This window comes from Pseudomonas sp. DR48 (genome assembly GCF_019823085.1).
GTDB lineage: Bacteria > Pseudomonadota > Gammaproteobacteria > Pseudomonadales > Pseudomonadaceae > Aquipseudomonas.
On the sequence record NZ_CP081946.1, the window covers coordinates 4,987,507 to 5,007,216 of the forward strand.

General features: G+C 60.5%; 14 protein-coding genes. All 14 read right to left on the reverse strand.

Annotated elements, in window-relative coordinates:
- Positions 1–101 precede the first annotated feature (101 nt).
- The 14 genes from K5K95_RS22720 to K5K95_RS22785 all read right to left on the reverse strand — a co-directional run bounded on the left by K5K95_RS22720 (position 102) and on the right by K5K95_RS22785 (position 19,537).
- Positions 102–2,597, reverse strand: a complete 2,496-nt coding sequence (locus K5K95_RS22720) for a TonB-dependent receptor plug domain-containing protein (RefSeq protein ID WP_222586206.1) — start codon at positions 2,595–2,597, stop codon at positions 102–104.
- A gap of 36 nt (positions 2,598–2,633) precedes the next feature.
- Positions 2,634–3,131, reverse strand: a complete 498-nt coding sequence (locus K5K95_RS22725) for a RidA family protein (protein WP_222586207.1) — start codon at positions 3,129–3,131, stop codon at positions 2,634–2,636.
- Positions 3,132–3,155: 24 nt separating this feature from the next.
- Positions 3,156–4,730, reverse strand: a complete 1,575-nt coding sequence (locus K5K95_RS22730; protein WP_222586208.1) for a flavin monoamine oxidase family protein — start codon at positions 4,728–4,730, stop codon at positions 3,156–3,158.
- A 37-nt stretch (positions 4,731–4,767) separates the two neighbouring features.
- Positions 4,768–6,900 (reverse strand): TonB-dependent receptor, encoded by a 2,133-nt coding sequence (locus K5K95_RS22735; protein WP_222586209.1) that lies wholly within the window; start codon positions 6,898–6,900, stop codon positions 4,768–4,770.
- A gap of 439 nt (positions 6,901–7,339) precedes the next feature.
- Positions 7,340–8,299, reverse strand: coding sequence for a D-isomer specific 2-hydroxyacid dehydrogenase family protein (locus K5K95_RS22740; protein WP_222586210.1), 960 nt, complete (start codon positions 8,297–8,299; stop codon positions 7,340–7,342).
- Positions 8,296–9,495, reverse strand: coding sequence for an acyl-CoA dehydrogenase family protein (locus K5K95_RS22745; protein ID WP_222586211.1), 1,200 nt, complete (start codon positions 9,493–9,495; stop codon positions 8,296–8,298). Before K5K95_RS22745 ends, K5K95_RS22740 begins: the two co-directional genes overlap by 4 nt.
- A gap of 35 nt (positions 9,496–9,530) precedes the next feature.
- Complete coding sequence (locus K5K95_RS22750; protein WP_222586212.1) at positions 9,531–10,541, reverse strand: ABC transporter substrate-binding protein; 1,011 nt, start codon at positions 10,539–10,541, stop codon at positions 9,531–9,533.
- A gap of 13 nt (positions 10,542–10,554) precedes the next feature.
- Entirely contained in the window at positions 10,555–11,238 is a 684-nt protein-coding gene (locus K5K95_RS22755; protein WP_222586213.1) for a peroxiredoxin-like family protein, read from the reverse strand.
- Entirely contained in the window at positions 11,235–12,587 is a 1,353-nt protein-coding gene (locus K5K95_RS22760; RefSeq protein ID WP_222586214.1) for an LLM class flavin-dependent oxidoreductase, read from the reverse strand. The genes K5K95_RS22755 and K5K95_RS22760 overlap by 4 nt, the downstream gene beginning before the upstream one ends.
- Before the next feature lie 27 nt (positions 12,588–12,614).
- Positions 12,615–13,574: an ABC transporter substrate-binding protein gene (locus K5K95_RS22765; RefSeq protein WP_222586215.1), complete on the reverse strand. Its 960-nt coding sequence runs from the start codon at positions 13,572–13,574 to the stop codon at positions 12,615–12,617.
- 237 nt (positions 13,575–13,811) lie between these two features.
- Positions 13,812–16,280 (reverse strand): TonB-dependent receptor plug domain-containing protein, encoded by a 2,469-nt coding sequence (locus tag K5K95_RS22770; protein WP_222586216.1) that lies wholly within the window; start codon positions 16,278–16,280, stop codon positions 13,812–13,814.
- Between the two features lie 95 nt (positions 16,281–16,375).
- Positions 16,376–17,245 (reverse strand): TauD/TfdA dioxygenase family protein, encoded by an 870-nt coding sequence (locus tag K5K95_RS22775; RefSeq protein WP_222586217.1) that lies wholly within the window; start codon positions 17,243–17,245, stop codon positions 16,376–16,378.
- Positions 17,246–17,348: 103 nt separating this feature from the next.
- A complete protein-coding gene (locus K5K95_RS22780; protein ID WP_222586218.1) occupies positions 17,349–18,932 on the reverse strand; it encodes a rhodanese homology domain-containing protein in 1,584 nt (527 codons plus the stop codon).
- On the reverse strand, positions 18,929–19,537 hold the full coding sequence (locus K5K95_RS22785; RefSeq protein ID WP_222586219.1) for a cysteine dioxygenase: 609 nt from the start codon (positions 19,535–19,537) through the stop codon (positions 18,929–18,931). The genes K5K95_RS22780 and K5K95_RS22785 overlap by 4 nt, the downstream gene beginning before the upstream one ends.
- Positions 19,538–19,710 lie beyond the last annotated feature (173 nt).

Sequence of the window (19,710 nt, forward strand, 5' to 3'; positions counted from 1 at the left end):
TCGATATTCATTAAGGGATTAGACGATCTGGATCAATAATATGGTTATAAAAAAGTCTTTATAAATACTTTTTAAGAATTAGCTTAGTGGGTTTTTCCCCATCAAAACGCGTACTGCAAACGGGTGTAGTAGTACCCACCGGTGAAGCCGAAAGGTGAGTAACTGCCCCAGTTGTCACCGAACGAGGAGTTGGGCACGCCGATATGGTCGGGGTACTTGTCGAACAGGTTCTGCGCGCCGACGGCCACGGTCAGTTGTTTGGTGAGCGCATAGGCCACGTCCAGGTCGGTGATCCATTTGGCTGAGTACTCGCGGTCCAGGCTCGGATCACTGGAACTGTTCACCTCGGTGTACGTGCCATAACGGGTCAACCGCAGATTGACGTCGAAGTCATGGATCGCCCAGTCAGCGGAGAAAATCGCCTTGCTGCTGGGGGAGGTCTTGGTGATCAGCGCGCGCGCCTGGCGGCCGAGCAACTGATAGCTGCTGTTGAGCGCCGTGAGTTGCGCCGGCGTGTCATTGACGCTGAGGATTTGCGTGTGGTTGTAGTTCAGCGCCGCGGTCCATCTCACCGAGCCGAAGCTGTTCAGGTTCTGTCGATAATTGCCCACCACATCAACCCCTGAGGTGCGTGTGCTGGCCCCGTTGGTGAAGAACTGCGCCCCGGCGGTGGCCGGCACGCCGATGCCGTCGAGCAGGGCGGCGACGCCCGGGCCCTGGAAGCGTTCACTGAGCACCAGGCGGTCGCGCAGGTTAATCACGTAGCCGTCCACGGTCAGGCTCAGGTCATCGCTGGGCGTCAGCGCGAAACCGAGACTGAAGTTGGTCGATCGTTCGGGCTTCAAGGCTTCGGCCCCCAGCGCCTGCGCACCCACCGAGTCCACCGGCAGAATCACGTAGTTGTAGGACTGGTAGACGCCGTTGATGGTGTCGAACCCGGTCGAGCGCGCGGTGAAAATCTCATTGGCCAGCGACGGTGCGCGAAAGCCGTTGCTGACGGTGCCGCGCACCGAAAACACCGGGTTGAATTCATAACGGCTGCTGATCTTGCCGCTGCGCGTGCTGCCTACGCCCTCGTTGTAATGCTCATAGCGCGCGGCGACGCCCAGATACCACTGCTCGACGGGGTAAAAGCCGAGGTCGATGTAGCTGGCAACGTTGTTGCGACTGACTTTTTGTGCGTCGTCAGGGGTGATGCCATTGGTCACTTGCGCGCCCGGATCGGGACGTTGTCCGGCGCGTGGATGGCCGGCCGGGAACACGTAGCCACCGTCGATGTAAGAGGCTTCGGAGCCAGCGCGGGTCTCGTAGCCGTCACGTCGATGCTCAAAACCGAAGGCGACATCCAGAGGCTTGGCGAGGCCGATGTCGTAGTTGTTTTTCAGGTCCAGGTTGGTAGTCAGCTGATCGGCGATGTAAATGCCGGAGGTGAACTTGTTCGGGGTGTTTTCCCCAAGGGACGGGTTCTGGTTGTCGTAGGTACGCTGCTTGGCGTAGTTACGCCCATAGGTGCTGCTCAAATCCCAAGCCCAACCGCCGATGCCGATGTTATCGCCCCGGGCGCCGAAGGCCGACTGGAAATCGGTTTCGTTGATCAGCCAATACGGGCTGTAACCGTCAGGGTAGCCATTGGGGCCGGTGGTGATGGTATTGCGACCACTGGGCAGACGGAAATTCTGGCCGTCGTTGTTCTCGCGGGTGGCCACGGTCGAGAACGAATAAAGCGTGACCGCGTCGTTGAGCGGCAGATCGAGGTTATAGGCGGCATCCGCCAGTTGGCTGCGTGGCAAGCCGTAGCCTTTGTAGGTGTGATGGCTGGCCGTGGCTTCGCGCGGATCGGGCGAACCGTCCGCCAATGGATAGTAATGCGAACTGTAGCCGTTACTGCCGGCCTTGTTGTCGCGTTCCTGATAGCGGGTATCGAGCGAGACGTTGAGCACGCCGGCTTCGCCGACTTCAAAACCATAGTTGAGCGCTTCCTGTCCGGTGCCGCGCTGGCCGTCGTAGTTCTGGCCGAGGGTCGTGTCGGAGCTGCCGCCGGTGGTTTGCTTGAGGATGATGTTGATCACCCCGGAGATGGCGTCCGAGCCATATTGGGCGGCCGCGCCGTCGCGCAGCACCTCGATATGATCGATGGAGGCCACCGGAATCAGGTCGAGGTCGCTGGGCGCCGCGCCGCTGTTGATGCCGTTGATGTTTAACGTGGCACTGGTATGGCGACGCTTGCCGTTGACCAGCACCAACACATGCGAGGCCGTTAGCCCGCGCAAGGTGGCCGAGCGCACCACGCCGCTGGCGTCCCAGCCCGCCCGGTCGGGCAGGTTGAACGACGGAATGAATTTACTCAGTGCTTCCAGCAGGCTCGGTTTGCCGACTGAGCGCAGTTGTTCACCCGTCACCACGTCGATCGGTGTCGGGCTGGTGGTGACGGTGCGTTGTTCGGTACCTCGGTTGCCGGTAACGACCACGGTGTTGAGGGTGGGTGAACTGGTTTCGGCGGCCTCGAGGTTGAACGAGGCAAGGCCGCAAGCGATGGACAACGGTACCAATAAAGGGCGATAGGGAGGCGCCGTTCGGCGCGCCGGGCAGTTGAGCATGAAGGTGAAACTCCTGAATGGCGGGTGAATTCCGTGTCACTTCTTGCGAGCGGCGACGGCTTCGATTTCGACCAGGCCGCCGGGCAGCGGCAGAGCCACCACTTGAATGGCGGTCCGTGCCGGTTTGTTCGGTTGCTCGGCGCTGCCGAAGAACGGCGTATAGCCTTCTTGCAGTCCGGCGAAGTCGAGCTTGCCGCCCTTTGCTGGATCCCCGACCAGGAACACTCGCAGTTGCACCACATCGCCCAGGCCCAGGCCCTGGCTTTCCAGTACGCCCTTGAGCTTGTGCAGAATCGAAGTGGTCTGGGTCGCAGTATCGCCATAGGCGGCAAAGGAATCCTTCGCAGCATTCGGGTCGTGCAGGTCGGCCAGCAGGCCACTGACGAACAACAGGTCGGTTTGCGCTGGCACCGACACGGCCAGCGAGATCGGGAAGTTTGAATTCGGCAGGGCAATGCGCTTGATGTCGTCGGCGTGGCTGGTGAGGGCGGTGGCGGTCATGAGAATCCCTGTGAGCAAAGTAATGGTTTTCATCGTTCAGTCCTTTTGTTCAATGAGTCAGGCGGCAACGCCCGGTTGGTTGCGCTCGGCATGCCGGCCGATCAGCGACACGATGCGCCGTGCCGAGTCGGCGGCGCTGTTCTGCCAGATGCCGACACCGCCATGGGCCAGGGCATCGCTGGCCAGATAGGTCCGGCCCTGCGGTTGGTTGAGGAGCTGGTAGGCGCTCTCGCCGACTTCGTCGTTGACGATCCACGGACCTTTGCTGAAGGGCACCTTGGCCCAGTTGATGGCCACCGGTTTTTGCAGCTTGGCGCTGTGACCGGGGTGCAGCAGTTCCACGGCTTGCCGGGAGGAGGCGAACTGTTCGGCGAGGGATTTTTTGCTGAAGGCCTGGGCCGATTCGCTGGTGTTGTAGGCCGCCACCAGAATCCCTTGGGCACTGTTCAGGCGATCGCTGGGGTACCACAGACCTTTGACTTCATGGTCCAGGTAGGAAAGTCCGCCGTAGATGTTGAAGTCGGTTTCCCAGAACCGTGGCGACTGCCAGGCCACCTTGTTCGCCTGATCGCTTTGCGCGCTGAGGATCGCCTGCTTGAACGGCTGGCTGAAGTTGCTCGGCAGTTTGGCCAGCAGCGGCAGAGGCACGGTGACGATGGCGTAATCGGCGTTCAGGGTCTGGGTGACGCCGGTCTTGCGATCGCGGTAAGTGATGCGGCTGCCGTGCTCGGCGGTCTGGATGTCACTGACCTCGGCATTGAAGCGCACCGCGTCCTTGAGCTTCTCGAAGAACGCGTAGGGAATCCGGTCCATGCCGCCGACCGGTTGGAACATGGTCGAGGAGAACTCCGGGATTTCATCGAACACCAGTGCGCCCCAGAGCTTGGGGTTGAGCAGCGTTTGCAGCTCCAGAGGCGCGCGGGTTATACCGGTCTGATCACCGGCGCCGGGCACTCGTGTATACCCCGAGCGCACCGAGCCCTTGTATTGGAAGTCGGCGTTGAGGTCGCCGTAGACCTTGAGGAATTTCAGCAGCGCTTGCCGGTCGTCAACGCTCAAGTCCTGATCCAAAGCTTTGCGACTGACCGTCCGCGCCAGCAGTTCGGACAGTTGACCACGGGTATCGTTGACGGCCTGGCGCAACTGGAACGCCGGTTGTTTCGTGTCCGGTAGGGCCAATGCGTTGCGACTGCTGTTTACCAACACTTGCAGCTCCACGCCCAACTCGCGGCAGTAACCGAGAATCGTCTGGTGGTGGCTGGGGATGCGGGCGGGACCGGCGTTGAAAAACTGCCCCTCGTCGAAGTCGACGGTCTGGCTGACGCCATCGTCGAAATCGATTTTGCTGCCTCGACGCAGCGTCCAGTTGCGCCCGCCCACCCGTTCCCGGGCCTCAAGCAGGGTCACGGTAAAACCAGCCTTGCGCAGTTCATAGGCGCTGACCAGGCCGGAAATACCGGCACCGACCACCACCACATTCTTGCCTTTGCCACTGCTGCCCAGCTGCAACGGATTGAAAGTTGCTGCCACGGCCTGTGGCGTCAGCCCCAGTGCGCCCAGGGCGCTGACAGCGGCGGAATAGCCACCGACGGCGGCGATACGGGAGATCAATTCCCTGCGAGTGAAAGCCATAAAGTGCTCCTTGGCATGCTTGTTTTTTTGGGGGGGGTTAAAGGTCGTAGCGCACAGACAACAAGAGGGTTCGCGGATCGTTGATCGCGTAGTAACGGGCGCCACTGGACGGCACGAAGCCAACCGATTGCGGGTAAGCGCGATCGAGCAGGTTTTTCACTGCGAGCGTGGTGGTCCAGTGACCGTCACCGGAGATGTAGCGAGTGTTCGCATTCCAGAAAGTCTGCTGGGGGATTTCCTGGACATCGTCGTTCAGCGCGTTGGCGAAAGACTTGGTCTGGAACTGCGCATCGGTGCCTGCCAGCCAGGTACCGGGCAGACCGGCCGGGATGGTATAGGTGAGCCCGACGCTGGCGTTCCAGCGCGGTGAAAACACCAGTTGTTTGCCGTTGGCGTCGACACCCGCGCCTCCAGCGTTTTCGAAATCGTCGTACTGGCTTTCCAGATAGCCGACGTTGGCGGTCAGTTGCAGGTCGTTGGTCAGGGCTGTCAGGGTTTCCAGCTCGACCCCGTAGGTGTGTGCCTTGCCGACGTTGGTGCGCAGGCTCACGCCCAGTGCCGGGTCATAGGCGTTGGTCTGCAGGTCCTTGTAGTCGTTATAGAACAGCGCAACGTTGGCACGCAGGCGACGCTCGAAGAAGTCCCCCTTGATGCCGGTTTCCCACGTAGTCACGTCCTCCGGCGAGAAGGCCTGCTCGGCGGCGGCTTTGGTCGGTGCGCGGTTGTCGTAACCACCGGCCTTGAAGCCCTTGGCCACGTAGGCGTACTGGTTCAGGTGCGGGGTCCAGGCGTATTCGAAGCCGATTTTCGGGCTGGTGGATTGCCACGATTTACTCGAATCGGCGCTGAAGTTGGTCCCGGTAATCTGCCGTGAGGTGGTGATGGCGTAGTTGGTGTAGTCGAAGTTTTTGTGCTCGCGGGTAAACCGCAGCCCGGCGATCAGCGACAGCTTTGAAGTGACCTTGTAGCTGCCCTGGCCGTACAGCGCGTAGCTCTCTGTATCGGTTGTGCTGTATTGGCCTTGGCCGATCACCCGGTTACGCGCGACGGAAAAAGTGAGGTTGTCGCGCTCGGCGTCGAACGATTCGCGGTACAGGTACAGGCCGGTGCTGAAGCTGAAATCGTCGTAGTCGCCGTTGAGCTGCAACTCCTGGGTGGCGTAGTCCTGGTTGTAGTTGATCAGGTTGTTCTGAATCAGGGCAGCCTGCCCCGAGTTGTCATAGTCCACAGGTTGATTGAATGCGGAATAGGCCGTCACCGACTTGACGTTCAGATGGTCATCAATCGTGTAGATCGCGCGCAGCACCGAGCTGCCCTGGTCGAGACGATTTTTCGGATTGAGGCTGCTGTAACTCTTGAATTTGTCGAAGTGACCGTTGACATCGAACGGCGTGTAGCTGGTGGTATCGCCACGGTCGAAGGTGCCGGCCAGGGTCAACTGCACATCCCAGGGCGAGTCATCCGGGTTGTAGCGCAGCTTGCCGCGGTAGGACTGGATGTCGATGTTGTTCACATCGGTGCCGCGTGTCGGGTCGGAAACGGTGCCGTCACGGGTCAGGCGAATCGCCGAGAAACTGCCGTAAAGTGCGTGATCCACCAACGGGCCGCTGATCAGCAGCCGGCCGTTCTGCGCGTTGTAATTACCGGCGCCGAGCTCGAAGAACCCTCGGGTTTCCTGGGTCGGATCGCGGGTGATCACCCGGATCGCACCGGCGCTGCTGTTACGCCCATACAACGTGCCTTGCGGACCGCGCAGGACCTCGACACGCTCGACGTCGTTGAAGTCGAGCATCGAGGAAATCGCCCGTGGGATGTACAGGTCATCGGCGTACACCGCGACGGCGGATTCCTGGATCGGATCGGTCTCGCCGATGCCACGAATACTGTAGGTCTGCGCGCTATAGGAAATCGACTGGCGACTGAGGGTCAGGTTCGGCACCTGGCCGGACAGGTCGCGGATGCTTTTGATCTGTTTGTCTTCGAGGGCCTTTTCGTCGAATGCGGAAATGGCCAGTGGAGTCTTTTGCAGGTCTTCGCTGTGGTGTTCGGCGGTGACGGTCACGACGGGGAGGGCACCATCCTTGGTGTTTTCTTCGGCGTGGGCCGACAAGCCGAGCATGGCCAGCGACAGGGTCAGCGTCAGACGGTTTGAGCGCAAAGTGTTGTGCATGGTGAACCCCAGGTGTGTAAGTGCTGTGTTGGCGTCGTTATTTTTTTTGGGCAAAGCGTTGCCGTGACCATGGTTTGAAAGCCATGGCGGGATTGGCTTGAGCCGGTTCTGGTTTGGGTGAAGCGTTTGACCGTGGAGTGGTGTCGGCCGGAAAAACGAGTGGTTCCGAAAGCCTCCACCTGGTCAGGGGTCGGTGATGGTTGTAACAATATTTATATAAGCGAGCGGTGTAAAAGTCCGATTAGTTATAAGTTAATTATAAAAACTACGCATTAAGCTGTTCGTAAAAATGCGTAATACTGATGTTGTTTGCAGCGGTATGCACAAACAACTGTGGGAGCGGGCTTGCTCGCGAAAGCGGAGTGTCAGACGACATTTTTGTCGATCGACATTCCCACTTCGCGGGCAAGCCCGCTCCCACAGTTGTATTGCGTTTGGGTCAGTACCCGCGTTGAACGTCCGCCTGATTCTCCAACGCCAGGCCATTGAGAAAACGCTCGAGATTGGCCAGGAAGCTGTCAGCGATTTCATGCCGGCTGTTGCTGGAAATCGCCGAGGTATGGGGTGACAGGCGCACTCGTGGATGGGCGTAGAGAGGATGTCCGTCCGGCAACGGTTCCGGCTCGGTAACGTCCAGCGAGGCCAGGCCGATGTGGCCGCTGTCCAGCGCTTCCAGCAGCGCTCTATGGTCAAGCAAACCACCACGGGCGATGTTGATCAGGTGCAGGCCGGGCTTGGCACTGGCGAGCACGGCGCTATCGACAATGTGTCGGGTTGAATCGATCAAGGGCGCCGCCAGCACCAGATGATCGGAACGGGAAAACAGCTCATGAATGTCCCGCGCCGCTTCGACGCCTTCAACCTCGAACCGTGTCTGGCTCTGACGCAGCGCCAGCACGTTGATGCCCAGTGCCTGTGCCTTGGCGGCCAGGCTGCGACCGATCGCGCCAAAGCCGAGAATCCCCAACGTCGTGCCCTTGAGTGGCGTCAGCGCGGTGAAGTTCCATTGCGCGTCATGCACCCAGATGTCCGGCAGGCGCTTGGCCGCGGCGAAGATCGCAGCAAGGGCGAACTCGGCGATGTTTTCGGCGGCGCTGCCGCGCGAGGTGCTCACCGGCGGACCGTTGAATAGCCATTTCGGGTAGAAGTCGATGCCCGATGACACCACTTGAATCCAGTTCAGCCCATAAGGCCAGCCGGGCGGCGGCGTGTCCGGCGCCAGGTAACCACGCACGTTGATCGGCCGTGCCAGCAGCACGCTGACCTCGGCCGGCAAATCGCTGGGCACTCCGGCGGGCACACCAATGACACGAGCCTCAGGGTGGGTTTTAGCGAGCCGCTGGCGGATCACTTCGTTGAAGTCTTCATCCAGTTGGCTGGCGATGACAAATTGGCTCATGGGCGTTCCCCAAATTGGAATGCAGACTGGCGCTGGGCGAAGACGGCTCTGCCGACCCCTTGCAGGATGGCGTCGTTTTGCGGGGTATGGACGCGGCTGCACAACACATCGCGGTAGTGCCGTTGCAGTGGGTTCTGGCGTGACAGGCCGGGATTGCCGGATGCCTCGATGGCGAGTTCCACCGCACGAATCGCGTTACCGGTCACCAGGTATTTCAGTTGCGCGGCATTGCTGGAAGGCGTGTGCCCCTCGGCGGCGGCGTCGAGCAGGCTGCGGTTGGCAAACAGCAGGGTATCGATGTGGCCGACGGTTTCCTGAAAGCGCGGCAGGGTCGAGAGTGAGGCGCCGAGATTGGACGGTTTGCGTGTCTGAAGCCAGCCCACCAACCAGTCGCGAGCGGCCTGGGCGACCCCGTCGTAGACCGATGACAGCAACACCGACATCCACAGGAAACCATCACCGTCGAGTTCGGGTTGCGGCGCGCTCCAGCGGCTGACGCTGACTGCGTGATCGAGCGGCACCAGTACGTTGTCGAACACCACCTCATGGCTGCACGTGGCGCGCATGCCCAGATGGTCCCAGTCTTCAATAATGCTGATCCCCGGCGTGTCCTTGTGTACCAGCCAGGCGCCGACCAACGGATCCTCATCACTACTGCGTGCCCAGACGCTGAACCAGGTCAGGCCGTGGCTGCCGGTGGAGTAGATTTTGCGACCGCTGATGCGCCAGCCGGCCGCGGTGCGTCGGGCCACCGTCGCCGGCAGACCGCCACGCGCGGGGGTGCCCAAATCAGGCTCGACGCGCAGAGCGTTGATCAGCGCGCCATTTCGCACGGCATCGTGCGCCACTGCCAGGCGCAGGGCTTCGGGCCAGTTCGGGCTGTCTTGCAGACGCGCATGCTGGATGTACTGCATCACCAGGATCAACGCCGTCGACGGCTCACCCTTGGCAATCGCACTGATTGCCTTGCGCGCCTGCACGAGATTGGCGCCGCCACCCCCCAGGGCCTTGGGCACGGTCAGCGCGACCAGTCCGTGGTCATGCAGCAGCTTGAAGTTGTCCTTGGGGAAGGCACCGCTTTCGTCATAGACGTGGGCGGTGGCGCCGAGCTGTTCGCTGAGGCGTTCGAGCAGTGCCTCGAAATTGGCCACTTCGATGGATCGCAGCGGTGGAGACAGTTGAGAAGTAAGACTCATGATGTATTCACTCGATCAAAATGGTTGGCGCGGGTTCACAGCGGCAGCAGCGGGAAGTTTTTGTCCCACAACGGGCTGACATCGAGCCGTTCGCTCAATACGCCCGCATCGAAGAACAGGTCCGCGACTTCTTGCTGCGAGGCGACGGCCTGATCGTTGACCTGGATGATTCTCGAGGCCTGGCTGCGGTTGTTGTGCATATCGAGGAACACCGCTTTGTCGACGCCCAACAATTGCGCCGATTTGGCGGCCCAAGGCTCGGGATTGTTGTTGATCCATTCCAGAGTACGGGCCTGGCGCTGCAGGTAGTCCTGAATCGCCTGCTTGCGCAGTGCGTCCTCCAGCGCGGCCGGGCGGGCGGCAATCAGGTAGTTGCCGGACAGATAGCCCAGCGCGGTTTTCAGAACGCGGGCGCCACTGCGGAATTTCGCCAACTGGATGAACACGCCATAGATCACCCAGGCATCGAGCTGGCCGCTCTGAAACGCGCTGAAACCGTCTTGGGGCGTCAGCGCCACTGCCGTAATGTCTTTCATGGTCAGGCCCTGTTCCTTCAGCGCCTTGATCAGAAAATAGTGCGAAGTGGTGGAGCGAACGTAGCCGACACGCTTGCCGCGCAACTGCCCGACCGATTCGATGCTGGAGTCCTTGGGGATCAGGAACACCTGGTTGTTCACATCGCCTTGCAGCACCGCTATCAGTCGTGGCTGGCGATGGCTCTGGATCGAAAAGATCGGGGGAATCTCACTCATGCCGCCCACATCCAGACTGCCCGAGGCCAAGGCTTCGACAATCAGATTACCGCCGGCGAATTCCGCATATTCGACTTTGTAGGGGGTATTGGCGGTGCCGGCGTCTTCGGCGAAATACGAGTCCTGGCCTCGATAAGTCGCCACGCCCAGGGTAAGGTCCGTGAGCTTGTTGGTCTGGGCGAATGCGCGCGGGGCCAGCCCCAGGGAAGACAGCCCCAACGCACCGAGCGCAATGGAGCTGGCCGTGAGGAAGCCGCGACGATTGAACTGTCCCTGTATTATCTTTTTCGTCATGGTCAGGCTCTTGTCAGATGGCGATTTGCACCGGGGCTTGCCCCAGTAACTGTTCGACGGCGCGGATGATCGGGTCGGCTTCGGTGCGCACCAGCCAGTCCGGGCTGACGTCGGCGAATGCCACGGTTGCGTCCCTGGCGATGATCACCACGGTGGGCTGCGGCAGTTCCCAGGTGCCGGTGCCGGTGGTTTCACCGATGCTGTTGCCCTTGGCCAGTGCGGCTTTACGCGACGCGTCATCGAAGCTGTAGAGAATGCCCAGACGGCGCCCGAGCTGGTTGTCCGGGTCGCTGGCCACTTGCAGTTTCAGGTGGTGGCGGGTCTTGATCTCCACCAGACGTTCCGGTACCTGCGGGCTGACCGCCACCAGCGGCACGCCCAGGGCGTGGAGTTGCGGATAGAGCTGACGCTCGTAATAGGGCAGGGCAATGTTGCAGGCCGGGCAGCCTGCGAAGCGGAAGAAAATCAGCACCGCCGGTCCCTTGGCGAGCAACTCGTCGCGGCTCAGGCTGCCGCCTTCGACCTTCAACAAGGTGAACAGCTCCAGTGTGTCGCCGACTTTGACGAAGTCTTCAGTTCGGGCTTCATCCACCAGGCGTTGGCGCTGATCGACATTGACCTGCAACGTCGCCGGTTCCCAGGTCGCCACCCGTTGTGCATGCAAGTCCGCCAGCAAGCGGTTAAGGGATTCGCTCATGCCAGTGCCTCGCTGTCTTCCCGAGCCTTGACCAAAGCGTGAGCATGACGGTTGGCCGGGACTTGCAGGCCAAGGTTGTCGCGCAGGGTGCTACCGCTGTATTCATCGCGGAACAGGCCACGTTTTTGCAACACGGGTACCACCAGCTCGGTGAAATATTGCAAGCCGTCAGGCAGCAGCGAGTTGATGATGAAACCGTCTGCCGCTCCTTGTTCGAACCATTTCTGAATCGCATCGGCGACTTGCTCGGGCGTGCCGACAAAGTCACGGCGAGGCCGTGAAAAGCGCAGGGCGACTTCTCGCAAGGTCAGGCCTTCGTCTCGAGCAAGCTTTTTGATCCGGTCCGATCCGCCTTTCTGGCTGTTGGACCCCAGATCGCCCAACTCGGGGAACGGCGCATCCAGTGGATACTGGCTGAAATCATGATCGTTGAACGGCCGGCCGAGGGCGACGATGGCGTCTTCGATGGACACCAGCTCGACGGCCTGCTGGTAGCGGCTTTCCACTTCGGCGGCATCGCGACCCACGATCGGGCGGATGCCCGGCAGGATCGACAATTTCTGCGGATCGCGACCGAAACCTACCGCGCGGTTTTTCAGGTCCTGATAGTAGGCGTGTGCGTCGTCGAAGCTTTCGGGGCTGACGAATATCGCGTCGGAGTTTTCTGCGGCGAAATTGCGTCCATCCTCAGAGGTGCCGGCCTGGAAGATCACGGGCTGGCCCTGCTTTGAACGGGAAATGTTCAGCGGGCCTTTCACCGAGAAAAACTCACCCTTGTGCTCAAGAGCGTGCAATTTGCCAGGGGTAAAAAACTCGCCGCTTTGCTTGTCATAAGCGAAGGCATCATCTTCCCAGGAGTCCCACAGGCCCTTGACCACATTCACATGCTCTTTGGCGATGCGGTAGCGAACGGCGTGGGGCGGGTGTTCGGATTTACCGAAGTTATCGGCGGTGCCGCTGAGCCAGGACGTCACCACGTTCCACCCGGCGCGACCGCCGCTGATGTGATCCAGCGAGGCAAATTGGCGGGCAACCTGGAACGGTTCGGTGTAGCTGACGGTGACGGTCGCCACCAGCCCGATATGCTGCGTGGTGGCCGCCAGGGCCGAGAGAATGGTCAACGGTTCGAAACGGTTGAGGTAGTGCGGGCTGGACTTCTCATGGATGTGCAGGCTGTCGGCAATGAACACGAAATCGAACTTGGCCGCCTCGGCCAGTTGTGCCTGTTGTTTGTAGAAATCAAAGCTCACGCTGGCATTGGGCTGGGCCTGCGGGTGGCGCCATTCGCCCCATCCGTGGCCGACGCCATGGACCATTGCACCGAGTTTGAGTTGGCGTTGCTTGCTCATGGTTTTACTCCTGCGTCCGTCGCATCGTTATCGAGATGCCTGGTTGAGTGGGGTGCGCTTGGCGTTGAAGCTCTTGTCAAAGCCTTGGGAAACGTCGATGTGTTTGCTGAGAATCCCTTCTTGCTGATAGATGTCGGCGGTGGTTTGCAGTCCGCCGATGACCTGATCGTCAATTTCCACCGGTTGCATGTGTGTGCCTTTGGCCACGGCGATGTGCACGTCCAGCGGCAGGCCGGTGACGCGCGCTTGGGCGGCGGCATATTCCTCGGGGTGGGCGTTGGTCCAGCGATAGGCGCGATCGACCCGGACGATGAAATCGTCCAGTTGCTGGCGCTTGTTGGCGATGGCCTGGCTGGTGGCGGCGAAGTACAGATGGTTGGTCAGCAGTTTTTCGCCGCTGACCAGCACCTTGGCCTGATTCTGGGTGGTGGAAATGGTGGTGTAGGGGTCCCAGGTCGACCAGGCGTCCGCGCTGCCATTGTCCAGCAGGATGCGCGACTCGCTCGGCAGCAAGTAGATGAATTGCACGTCATGGGTGCTCAGGCCCGCACTGCGCAAGGCCTTGATCGCCAGGAAGTGGCCGATGGAGCCACGGGTGGTGACGATTTTTTTGCCCTTCAGGTCGCTGGCGTTGTTCAGCGGCGAATCCTTGGGCGCGAGGATGGCGGTGGTGTAGCGACCCTCGGCATGCACGATGCTGACGACCTTGATCGGTGCGCCAGCCCCGAGCGCGAAGACGTAGGGCGCATCACCCAATGCACCGATATCCACCGCCCCGGCATTCAGCGCTTCGCCCAGCGGTGCGGCGGCAGGGAACTCGGAAAACTGGATGTCGTAAGGCACATTCTTCAGCTCGCCGGACACTTCCAGCAGCACCTTGATCGACGACTTCTGATTAGCCACCAAAAGAGGCTGCAGGTCCGCAGCGTGAGTAGAAACAACGAAGCCCAGGGTGCAAAAGAGGCTCAACAGGGATTTGGGTAACATAGGGACTCCAGGCAGGTTGTTACGCTTCGAATACCTCCGCCTGGAGAAGGGGTCGGTGTGGAGTTGACGTTATATCTATAAGAATCCTCTGTGAAATTCTTTATGGTTATATGCTAATTATGAAGTTAGCTGATTATCGGTTTATCTAATATAAAATAAATGCATTAAATGCCGGGCGAAAATCATTCGTTCGCCCACAGGTCCAGGCTGGATCACCGATCACGACGCGCAGGACCATCAGAAGTTGTAGGCGATTCGCGTGTAGTAGTACGAGCCACCGAACCCGAACGGTGAGAACTGACCATATTTGTAGGCCCCGGCCCAGTCCTGAATCCCGTTCTTGTCCGGGTACACGTTGAACAGGTTGTTCGCCCCCAGTGCCACCGTCAGGTGCTGGGTCAGTTCGTAGGCGGCATCGATATCGGTGATCCACTTGGCGCTGAATTTGCGGTCGTTCACCGGGTTGTTGTCGCCCTCGATGTAACTGCCGAATCGAGTCACAGCCAGGTTGAGGTTGTAGTCCGTGATTTTCCAGTTCGCGGCGAGGATCAGTTTCGATTGCGGTGTGGCGACCGTCAGGTCCTTTTGCAGGCGTCGATCGAACAGTTGCAGGCCTGAACCGCTGAGTTGTGACGGATTGTCCTGAATCTTCTCGATTTTGGTCTGGTTCCAGTTATAGGCCGCGCTCCAGCGCACCTGACCGTACTGATCCAGTTGCTGACGGAACTCGTTGACGATATCCACGCCACGGGTTCGCGTGTCCACCGCGTTGGTGTAGTACTGGGCGAACAAACCGGGGGACAAGCCGTTGGCGGCAAGGACCTGCGAGACCGCCGTGCCGCCCAGCAGGCTGGTGGAGACGATGCGGTCGCGGATATCGATCTGGTAGAAGTCGGTGGTCAGCCGGTAGTTTTGCAGGGGTTCATAAGTGAAGCCGAAGCTGTAGTTCAGGGACTTTTCCGGCTTGAGTTTCTCCGCACCCAGGGCCTGGGCTTCAGGGGTGTCCACTGGCAGCACCTTGACCGGAACCGAGATCTGCTGGCCGTTGACCACACCGCCGGAGGTGAAGGTAGACGAGGCATAAATGGTCTGCGCCAGGGACGGCGCGCGAAAGCCATTGTTGATCGTGCCACGCAGGGCGAAGGCGTCGGTGAAGGCATAGCGGGTCGAAAACTTGCCGCTCCAGGTGCTGCCGATGTCCTGTGTGTAGTGCTCATAGCGAGCCGCCGCGCCGACAAACCATTTGTCCGTCACGTCCAGGCCCAGATCAACGTAGCTGGCGACGTTGCTGCGACTGATTTCACCCGAGTCGGCGGGACTGGTGCCGTTGTAGGAGGCAAGGCCGGGCAAGGGCGTCCGACCGGCAAACGGTCCGCTGGGAATGACGTAATTGCCAGGCGTGTACGAGTCGAAGTCGCCGGGCTCGATCTGGTATTTCTCCCAGCGGTATTCGAAACCGAAGGCGGTTTGCAGTGGGTGTTTCAGGCCAATGTCGAAGCCGCGGTTAAAGTCGAGGTTGTTGGTCCACTGATCAAAGATCTGCGACGCCAGGTTGAACTCGGTGGGGCTGGTCGGTCCCAGGGACGGATTGAGGGTGTTGTTGGCATTGAGCGTCGAGTCGTCTTCACCCCAGGTGGAGCTGGCGTCATAGTTCCAGCCACCGACCTCGCCTTTGAATCCTCCCGCCACCTGAAAGTCTTTGGTGCGGTTGCGTCGCTGGGCGTGGATGCCGTCGGGGTAGGGGGTGTTCGGGTCGCCGGCCAGAGAAGTGATTTCGTTGGGTCGATAGTTGCCGGTGACTTTGGTGGTCTCCATGTAACTGGCGGTGGAGAACGAGTAGAACCGCAGATCGTCCTGCAGCGGCAGTTCGAGGTTGTAGCTGACGTTGGTGACCTTTTCCCGGCCTAGACCATAGCTGGGGTTCCAGCCGTGGCGATTGACGGTCTGGTCGCGGCTGTCTGGAAAGCCGGGCAGCGAATACAGGTTGCCTGTGGCACTGCCGGTGCGGTCGAAGGGTTCTTGCTCCTTGCTGTCCAGCGCCAGGTTGGCGAAGCCGTCGTTGGGCAGCGCCAGGCCGTAGTTGGCCGTCTGGTGCACGGTGTCGCCATCGCCGCTGCCGTAGCGCCCGAAAGAGGTTTCGACGCTGCCACCGCTGTCGTTTTCTTTGAGGATGATGTTGATCACCCCGGCAATGGCGTCCGAGCCGTACTGCGCAGAGGCGCCGTCACGGAGTACCTCGATATGATCGATTGCCGAGACCGGAATCAGGTCCAGGTTGACCGGCACCGCTGCCGTGCCGATGCGCGCCAGGTTGTTGATCAGCGCCGTGTTGTGCCGTCGTTTGCCGTTGACCAGCACCAGTACCTGATCCCCGGACAGCCCGCGCATGGTCACACCGCGAACCGACCAGGATGTGCCGCCGCCATTGATCGCCGGCAGGTTGAAGGAGGGCAGCAGACGCGCGAGCAATTCCTTGAGACCGACCTTTCCACTGGCTTGCAACTGTTCGGCGCTGATCACGTCGATCGGCGAGGGGCTGTCGGTGATGGTGCGTGGCTGGCTGCCACGGTTGCCGGTCACCACCACGGTGTTCAGGGTCTTGTCCGGCTCTACGGGCTCGGCCTGGACCGGGCTGCTTGCGGCCAGCAGGCTCAGGGCGGCAGCCGCATAATAATCGTATTTCACTCGGGGGCTGGTTGAGCTCATGGCGCCAATTCCTGAAAGATCGTCACGCACAGGCAAACCCCTTCGCGACGTTGGCGAATAACGGGGTTTGCCGGGTTGGTTTTTTTGGGGGGGTATCAGGCCGCGCTGGCGCGTCTTGCCCGATGAGGAATGTCGTCGTAAGCGATCAGTACCCGTTCCATGCGGCGCGGATAGTCGCCGTAGTTGTAGACCGGGTAGTGCAGGGTCGAGCGGTTGTCCCAGAACGCCACGGAGTTTTCACGCCATTTGAAACGCACCTGATGTTCGGGCTTGTTGAACTCCAGCAGCAAGCGATCAATCAGCTGCTTGCTCTTCTCTGGTGGCCAGCCGATCACCGAAGGGTTTTGCGAGAAATTGATGAACAGACCGTCTTCGCCGGTTTCCGGATGAGTGCGGACCAACGGATGGGCAAGGATCGGATAGTCGTAGCCGACCTTTTCCAGCGACGACTTGAAGTCGTGGACCACATGCAAGTCATCGATCTCTTCGCGTAGCGCGTCGGGCAAGGCGCGATAGACCGCGGCCGTGTCGGCCCAAACGGTATCGCCACCGACGGGGGGCAAGTCGACCGCGCGCAATACCGCGCCAAGCGTGGGGCGCAGCAACCAGCTGGTGTCAGTGTGCCAACGGCCGCTGATCCTTGGGCCGTAGAGCTTGCGTTCGTCCTGCGCCTGAATCAGATGCGCTTGCGGCTGCGTCGGGTCGTTTTGCTGGGTCGTCGGGTGAACGTACAGCTCGCCGAATTCCCGGGCGAAAGCAATCTGTTGTTCGGTGCTGATGGCCTGGTCGCGGAAGAAAATCACCTTGTGCTCAAGCAGCAGGCGGCGAAGTTCATCGCGCAGTGCCGGCGTCAGCGGCTGACGCAGGTCGATGCCGCCGACTTCTGCACCGATGGTGGGTTCCAGGCGGGTGACGAGCAACGTTTCGGCAGGTGGTGAGTCGGTGTGATGCAAGGTAGCGGGCATGATGCCAATCCTCTCGATTATGGGTTCAGCCTCCGCCTGGAGAGGGGTCGGATGTAGGGGGGGGGTTGCCCCTTTGCCTGCTACGGCGCCGGGGCGTGAGCTGTCAGATCACAAAAAAGCCGTGGGTGCCGTCACGGGCCAGTTGGTCGACCAGTCCGAACTCCCAGTCCAGATAAGCCTGCATCGCTTCGCGCGGGTTATCGGTGCCTTCATAGGGGCGGCGATAGCGATCGATGCGCGGTGAGGCCAAGTGGCTTTCACCTTCCTCCAGGGGCAATTGCGCAGCGATCCAGCTGGCCGTGCCGCCCTTGAGCAGAAACACCGTTTTACCGGTTAACGCCTCGGCCTCGGCCACCGCCAGGCGCGCCAATTGGCTGCTGCCGCAGGTCAGTACATAGCGCTCGACGGACGGCACCTTGGCCAAGGCCTCACGCAGTTGGCTGCGCAATGCCCACCAGGCGCCCGGGATATGGCGTTTGACATAATTGGCGCTGCTGGTGAAGTCCAGGACCGCGGTGTCGCCATGGCTCAGCCATTCGGCCAATGTCTCAGGGCTGATTTCCTCGGCGTGTTGTGGTGCGGGAACCGGCGCCTGCCAGGCACCGTGTTCGCTGAAGTGCGCAGGTTCAAGGTCGTCCAGTACATGCACTTCCCAACCGAGTTGTGCGAGCCAGGAAGCCGACATGTTGGCGCGTACGCCATCGTCGTCGACCAGCACCAGGCGCGCGCCGCGCACACTGGCGAAGTGATCGGTTTCCTGGACCAGTTGCCCGCCGGGTGTCGAGCGCGCAGAAGGCAGGTGTCCGGCTTCGAATTCCTCAGGGGTGCGCACATCGAACAGATAAGTGCTGCGGGTCGGCTCCTGTTGCCAGCGCTGCAAGTCCGCCAGCCTGGCGCGACCTACGAGCGCTTTGTCGGCGACGCGGCGGGCATCGCGGGCGGCAATTTGCCGATGCTCTTCGCTGGTCGGCGCGAATCGGCGCGACTGGCCGTGCTGCAGAGTCTGACCGGCCAGGGTCCAGCCGATGGTGCCGTTGCGCAAGGCTGAAACCGGGTTGGCGATACCGGAGTTGATCAACGACTGGGTGCCGATGATGCTGCGGGTACGACCGGCGCAGTTGACGATGATTCGCGTGGACGGGTCGGGCGCCAGTTCCCGGGCGCGCAGCACCAGTTCCGCCCCGGGAACGCTGATACCGGTGGGAATGCTCATGGTCTGGTATTCATCGAAACGCCGGGCATCGAGCACCACCACATCGGCCTCGCTGTCGAGCAGCGCCTGAACTTCTTCGGCCGCCAGGGAGGGGGTGTGACGCTGGCTTTCTACCAGCTCGCCAAAGGCTTTGCTCGGCACATTGACGTCGATGAACAATTCGCCGCCGGCGCGGCGCCAACCCTCAAGGCCGCCTTCGAGCAGGCTGACATTGGTGTAGCCCAGCGCTTGCAAGCGCTGGGCTGCGATGCTCGCCAGGCCTTCGTCATTGTCGTAGACCGTCACTTGGGTATCGCGCCGTGGAATCCGCGAGAACACTTCAATCTCGAGTTTCGATAAGGGAATGTTGGCGGCAAACAGTGGATGCGATTCGGCGAAAGGGGCTTCTTCGCGCACATCCACCAGCGCCAGTTCTTCACGGTTCAGCAAGGCCTTGCGAATTTCGGCATAGGAGCGGGTGAGTGCAGTGCTCATAGGGCTTGGCTCTCTTTGGACAGATCCCAGATGTTGGGGAGAAAGGCGTTGGAATAACCGGAGATGAACGGTTTTTCGCTGCCGTCGGCCTGATACACCGCCCGACGCACGGCGCCGATGTTGGCGCCATAGACATGAATGCTGATGGATACCTGGTCATCAAAGGCGTTGCTGACTTGGTGGATGTCACCGATCTTGGGCGAAACGGCCTCGACCTGACCAGGATGAAGGTGCACGCGGCCACCTTCGGCGATCAAGGAACCATCGGTATGGCGCTGGAACCCTTGGGAATACTCCGCGCCGCGCAACATGCCGATCAGTCCCCACACGCGGTGGTCATGGATCGGCGTGCGCTGCCCCGGCCCCCAGACAAAACTGACGATGCTGAAACGCTGCCGAGAATCGGCATGCAACAGGTATTGCTGATAGCGCTCGGGGTCTGGCCGGGCAAAGTCCTCCGGCAGCCAGTCATCATGGCTGACCAGTTGGCCGAGCAGCTTGCCGCCGCGGTGCAGCAAATCACCCTCGCGGGGATTGCTGTCGATCAGTTCCGCCAAGGCGCCTATGAATGCTCTGAGTCTCTCCGGGTGTCGGGCCTGGGTCATGGCGATTCCATCGTTCGTGGTGAATGTCGATAGATTGATTTAAGCATAATGTTTTGTATCAATATGCGATTGTTTGATGATTAGGTTATAACTGAAGGGAATTTATAACTGGTTTGCATAGCGCTATAGGCTATTGACCAACGGTCTGGCGTAGGGCGGACTATCCTTCTTTC

Bases quoted from the DNA above. Each gene is read 5' to 3' on its own strand.
- K5K95_RS22720 (WP_222586206.1), bottom strand. From the start codon at position 2,597: ATGCTCAACTGCCCGGCGCGCCGAACGGCGCCTCCCTATCGCCCTTTA.
- K5K95_RS22725 (WP_222586207.1), bottom strand. From the start codon at position 3,131: ATGAAAACCATTACTTTGCTCACAGGGATTCTCATGACCGCCACCGCC.
- K5K95_RS22730 (WP_222586208.1), bottom strand. From the start codon at position 4,730: ATGGCTTTCACTCGCAGGGAATTGATCTCCCGTATCGCCGCCGTCGGT.
- K5K95_RS22735 (WP_222586209.1), bottom strand. From the start codon at position 6,900: ATGCACAACACTTTGCGCTCAAACCGTCTGACGCTGACCCTGTCGCTG.
- K5K95_RS22740 (WP_222586210.1), bottom strand. From the start codon at position 8,299: ATGAGCCAATTTGTCATCGCCAGCCAACTGGATGAAGACTTCAACGAA.
- K5K95_RS22745 (WP_222586211.1), bottom strand. From the start codon at position 9,495: ATGAGTCTTACTTCTCAACTGTCTCCACCGCTGCGATCCATCGAAGTG.
- K5K95_RS22750 (WP_222586212.1), bottom strand. From the start codon at position 10,541: ATGACGAAAAAGATAATACAGGGACAGTTCAATCGTCGCGGCTTCCTC.
- K5K95_RS22755 (WP_222586213.1), bottom strand. From the start codon at position 11,238: ATGAGCGAATCCCTTAACCGCTTGCTGGCGGACTTGCATGCACAACGG.
- K5K95_RS22760 (WP_222586214.1), bottom strand. From the start codon at position 12,587: ATGAGCAAGCAACGCCAACTCAAACTCGGTGCAATGGTCCATGGCGTC.
- K5K95_RS22765 (WP_222586215.1), bottom strand. From the start codon at position 13,574: ATGTTACCCAAATCCCTGTTGAGCCTCTTTTGCACCCTGGGCTTCGTT.
- K5K95_RS22770 (WP_222586216.1), bottom strand. From the start codon at position 16,280: ATGAGCTCAACCAGCCCCCGAGTGAAATACGATTATTATGCGGCTGCC.
- K5K95_RS22775 (WP_222586217.1), bottom strand. From the start codon at position 17,245: ATGCCCGCTACCTTGCATCACACCGACTCACCACCTGCCGAAACGTTG.
- K5K95_RS22780 (WP_222586218.1), bottom strand. From the start codon at position 18,932: ATGAGCACTGCACTCACCCGCTCCTATGCCGAAATTCGCAAGGCCTTG.
- K5K95_RS22785 (WP_222586219.1), bottom strand. From the start codon at position 19,537: ATGACCCAGGCCCGACACCCGGAGAGACTCAGAGCATTCATAGGCGCC.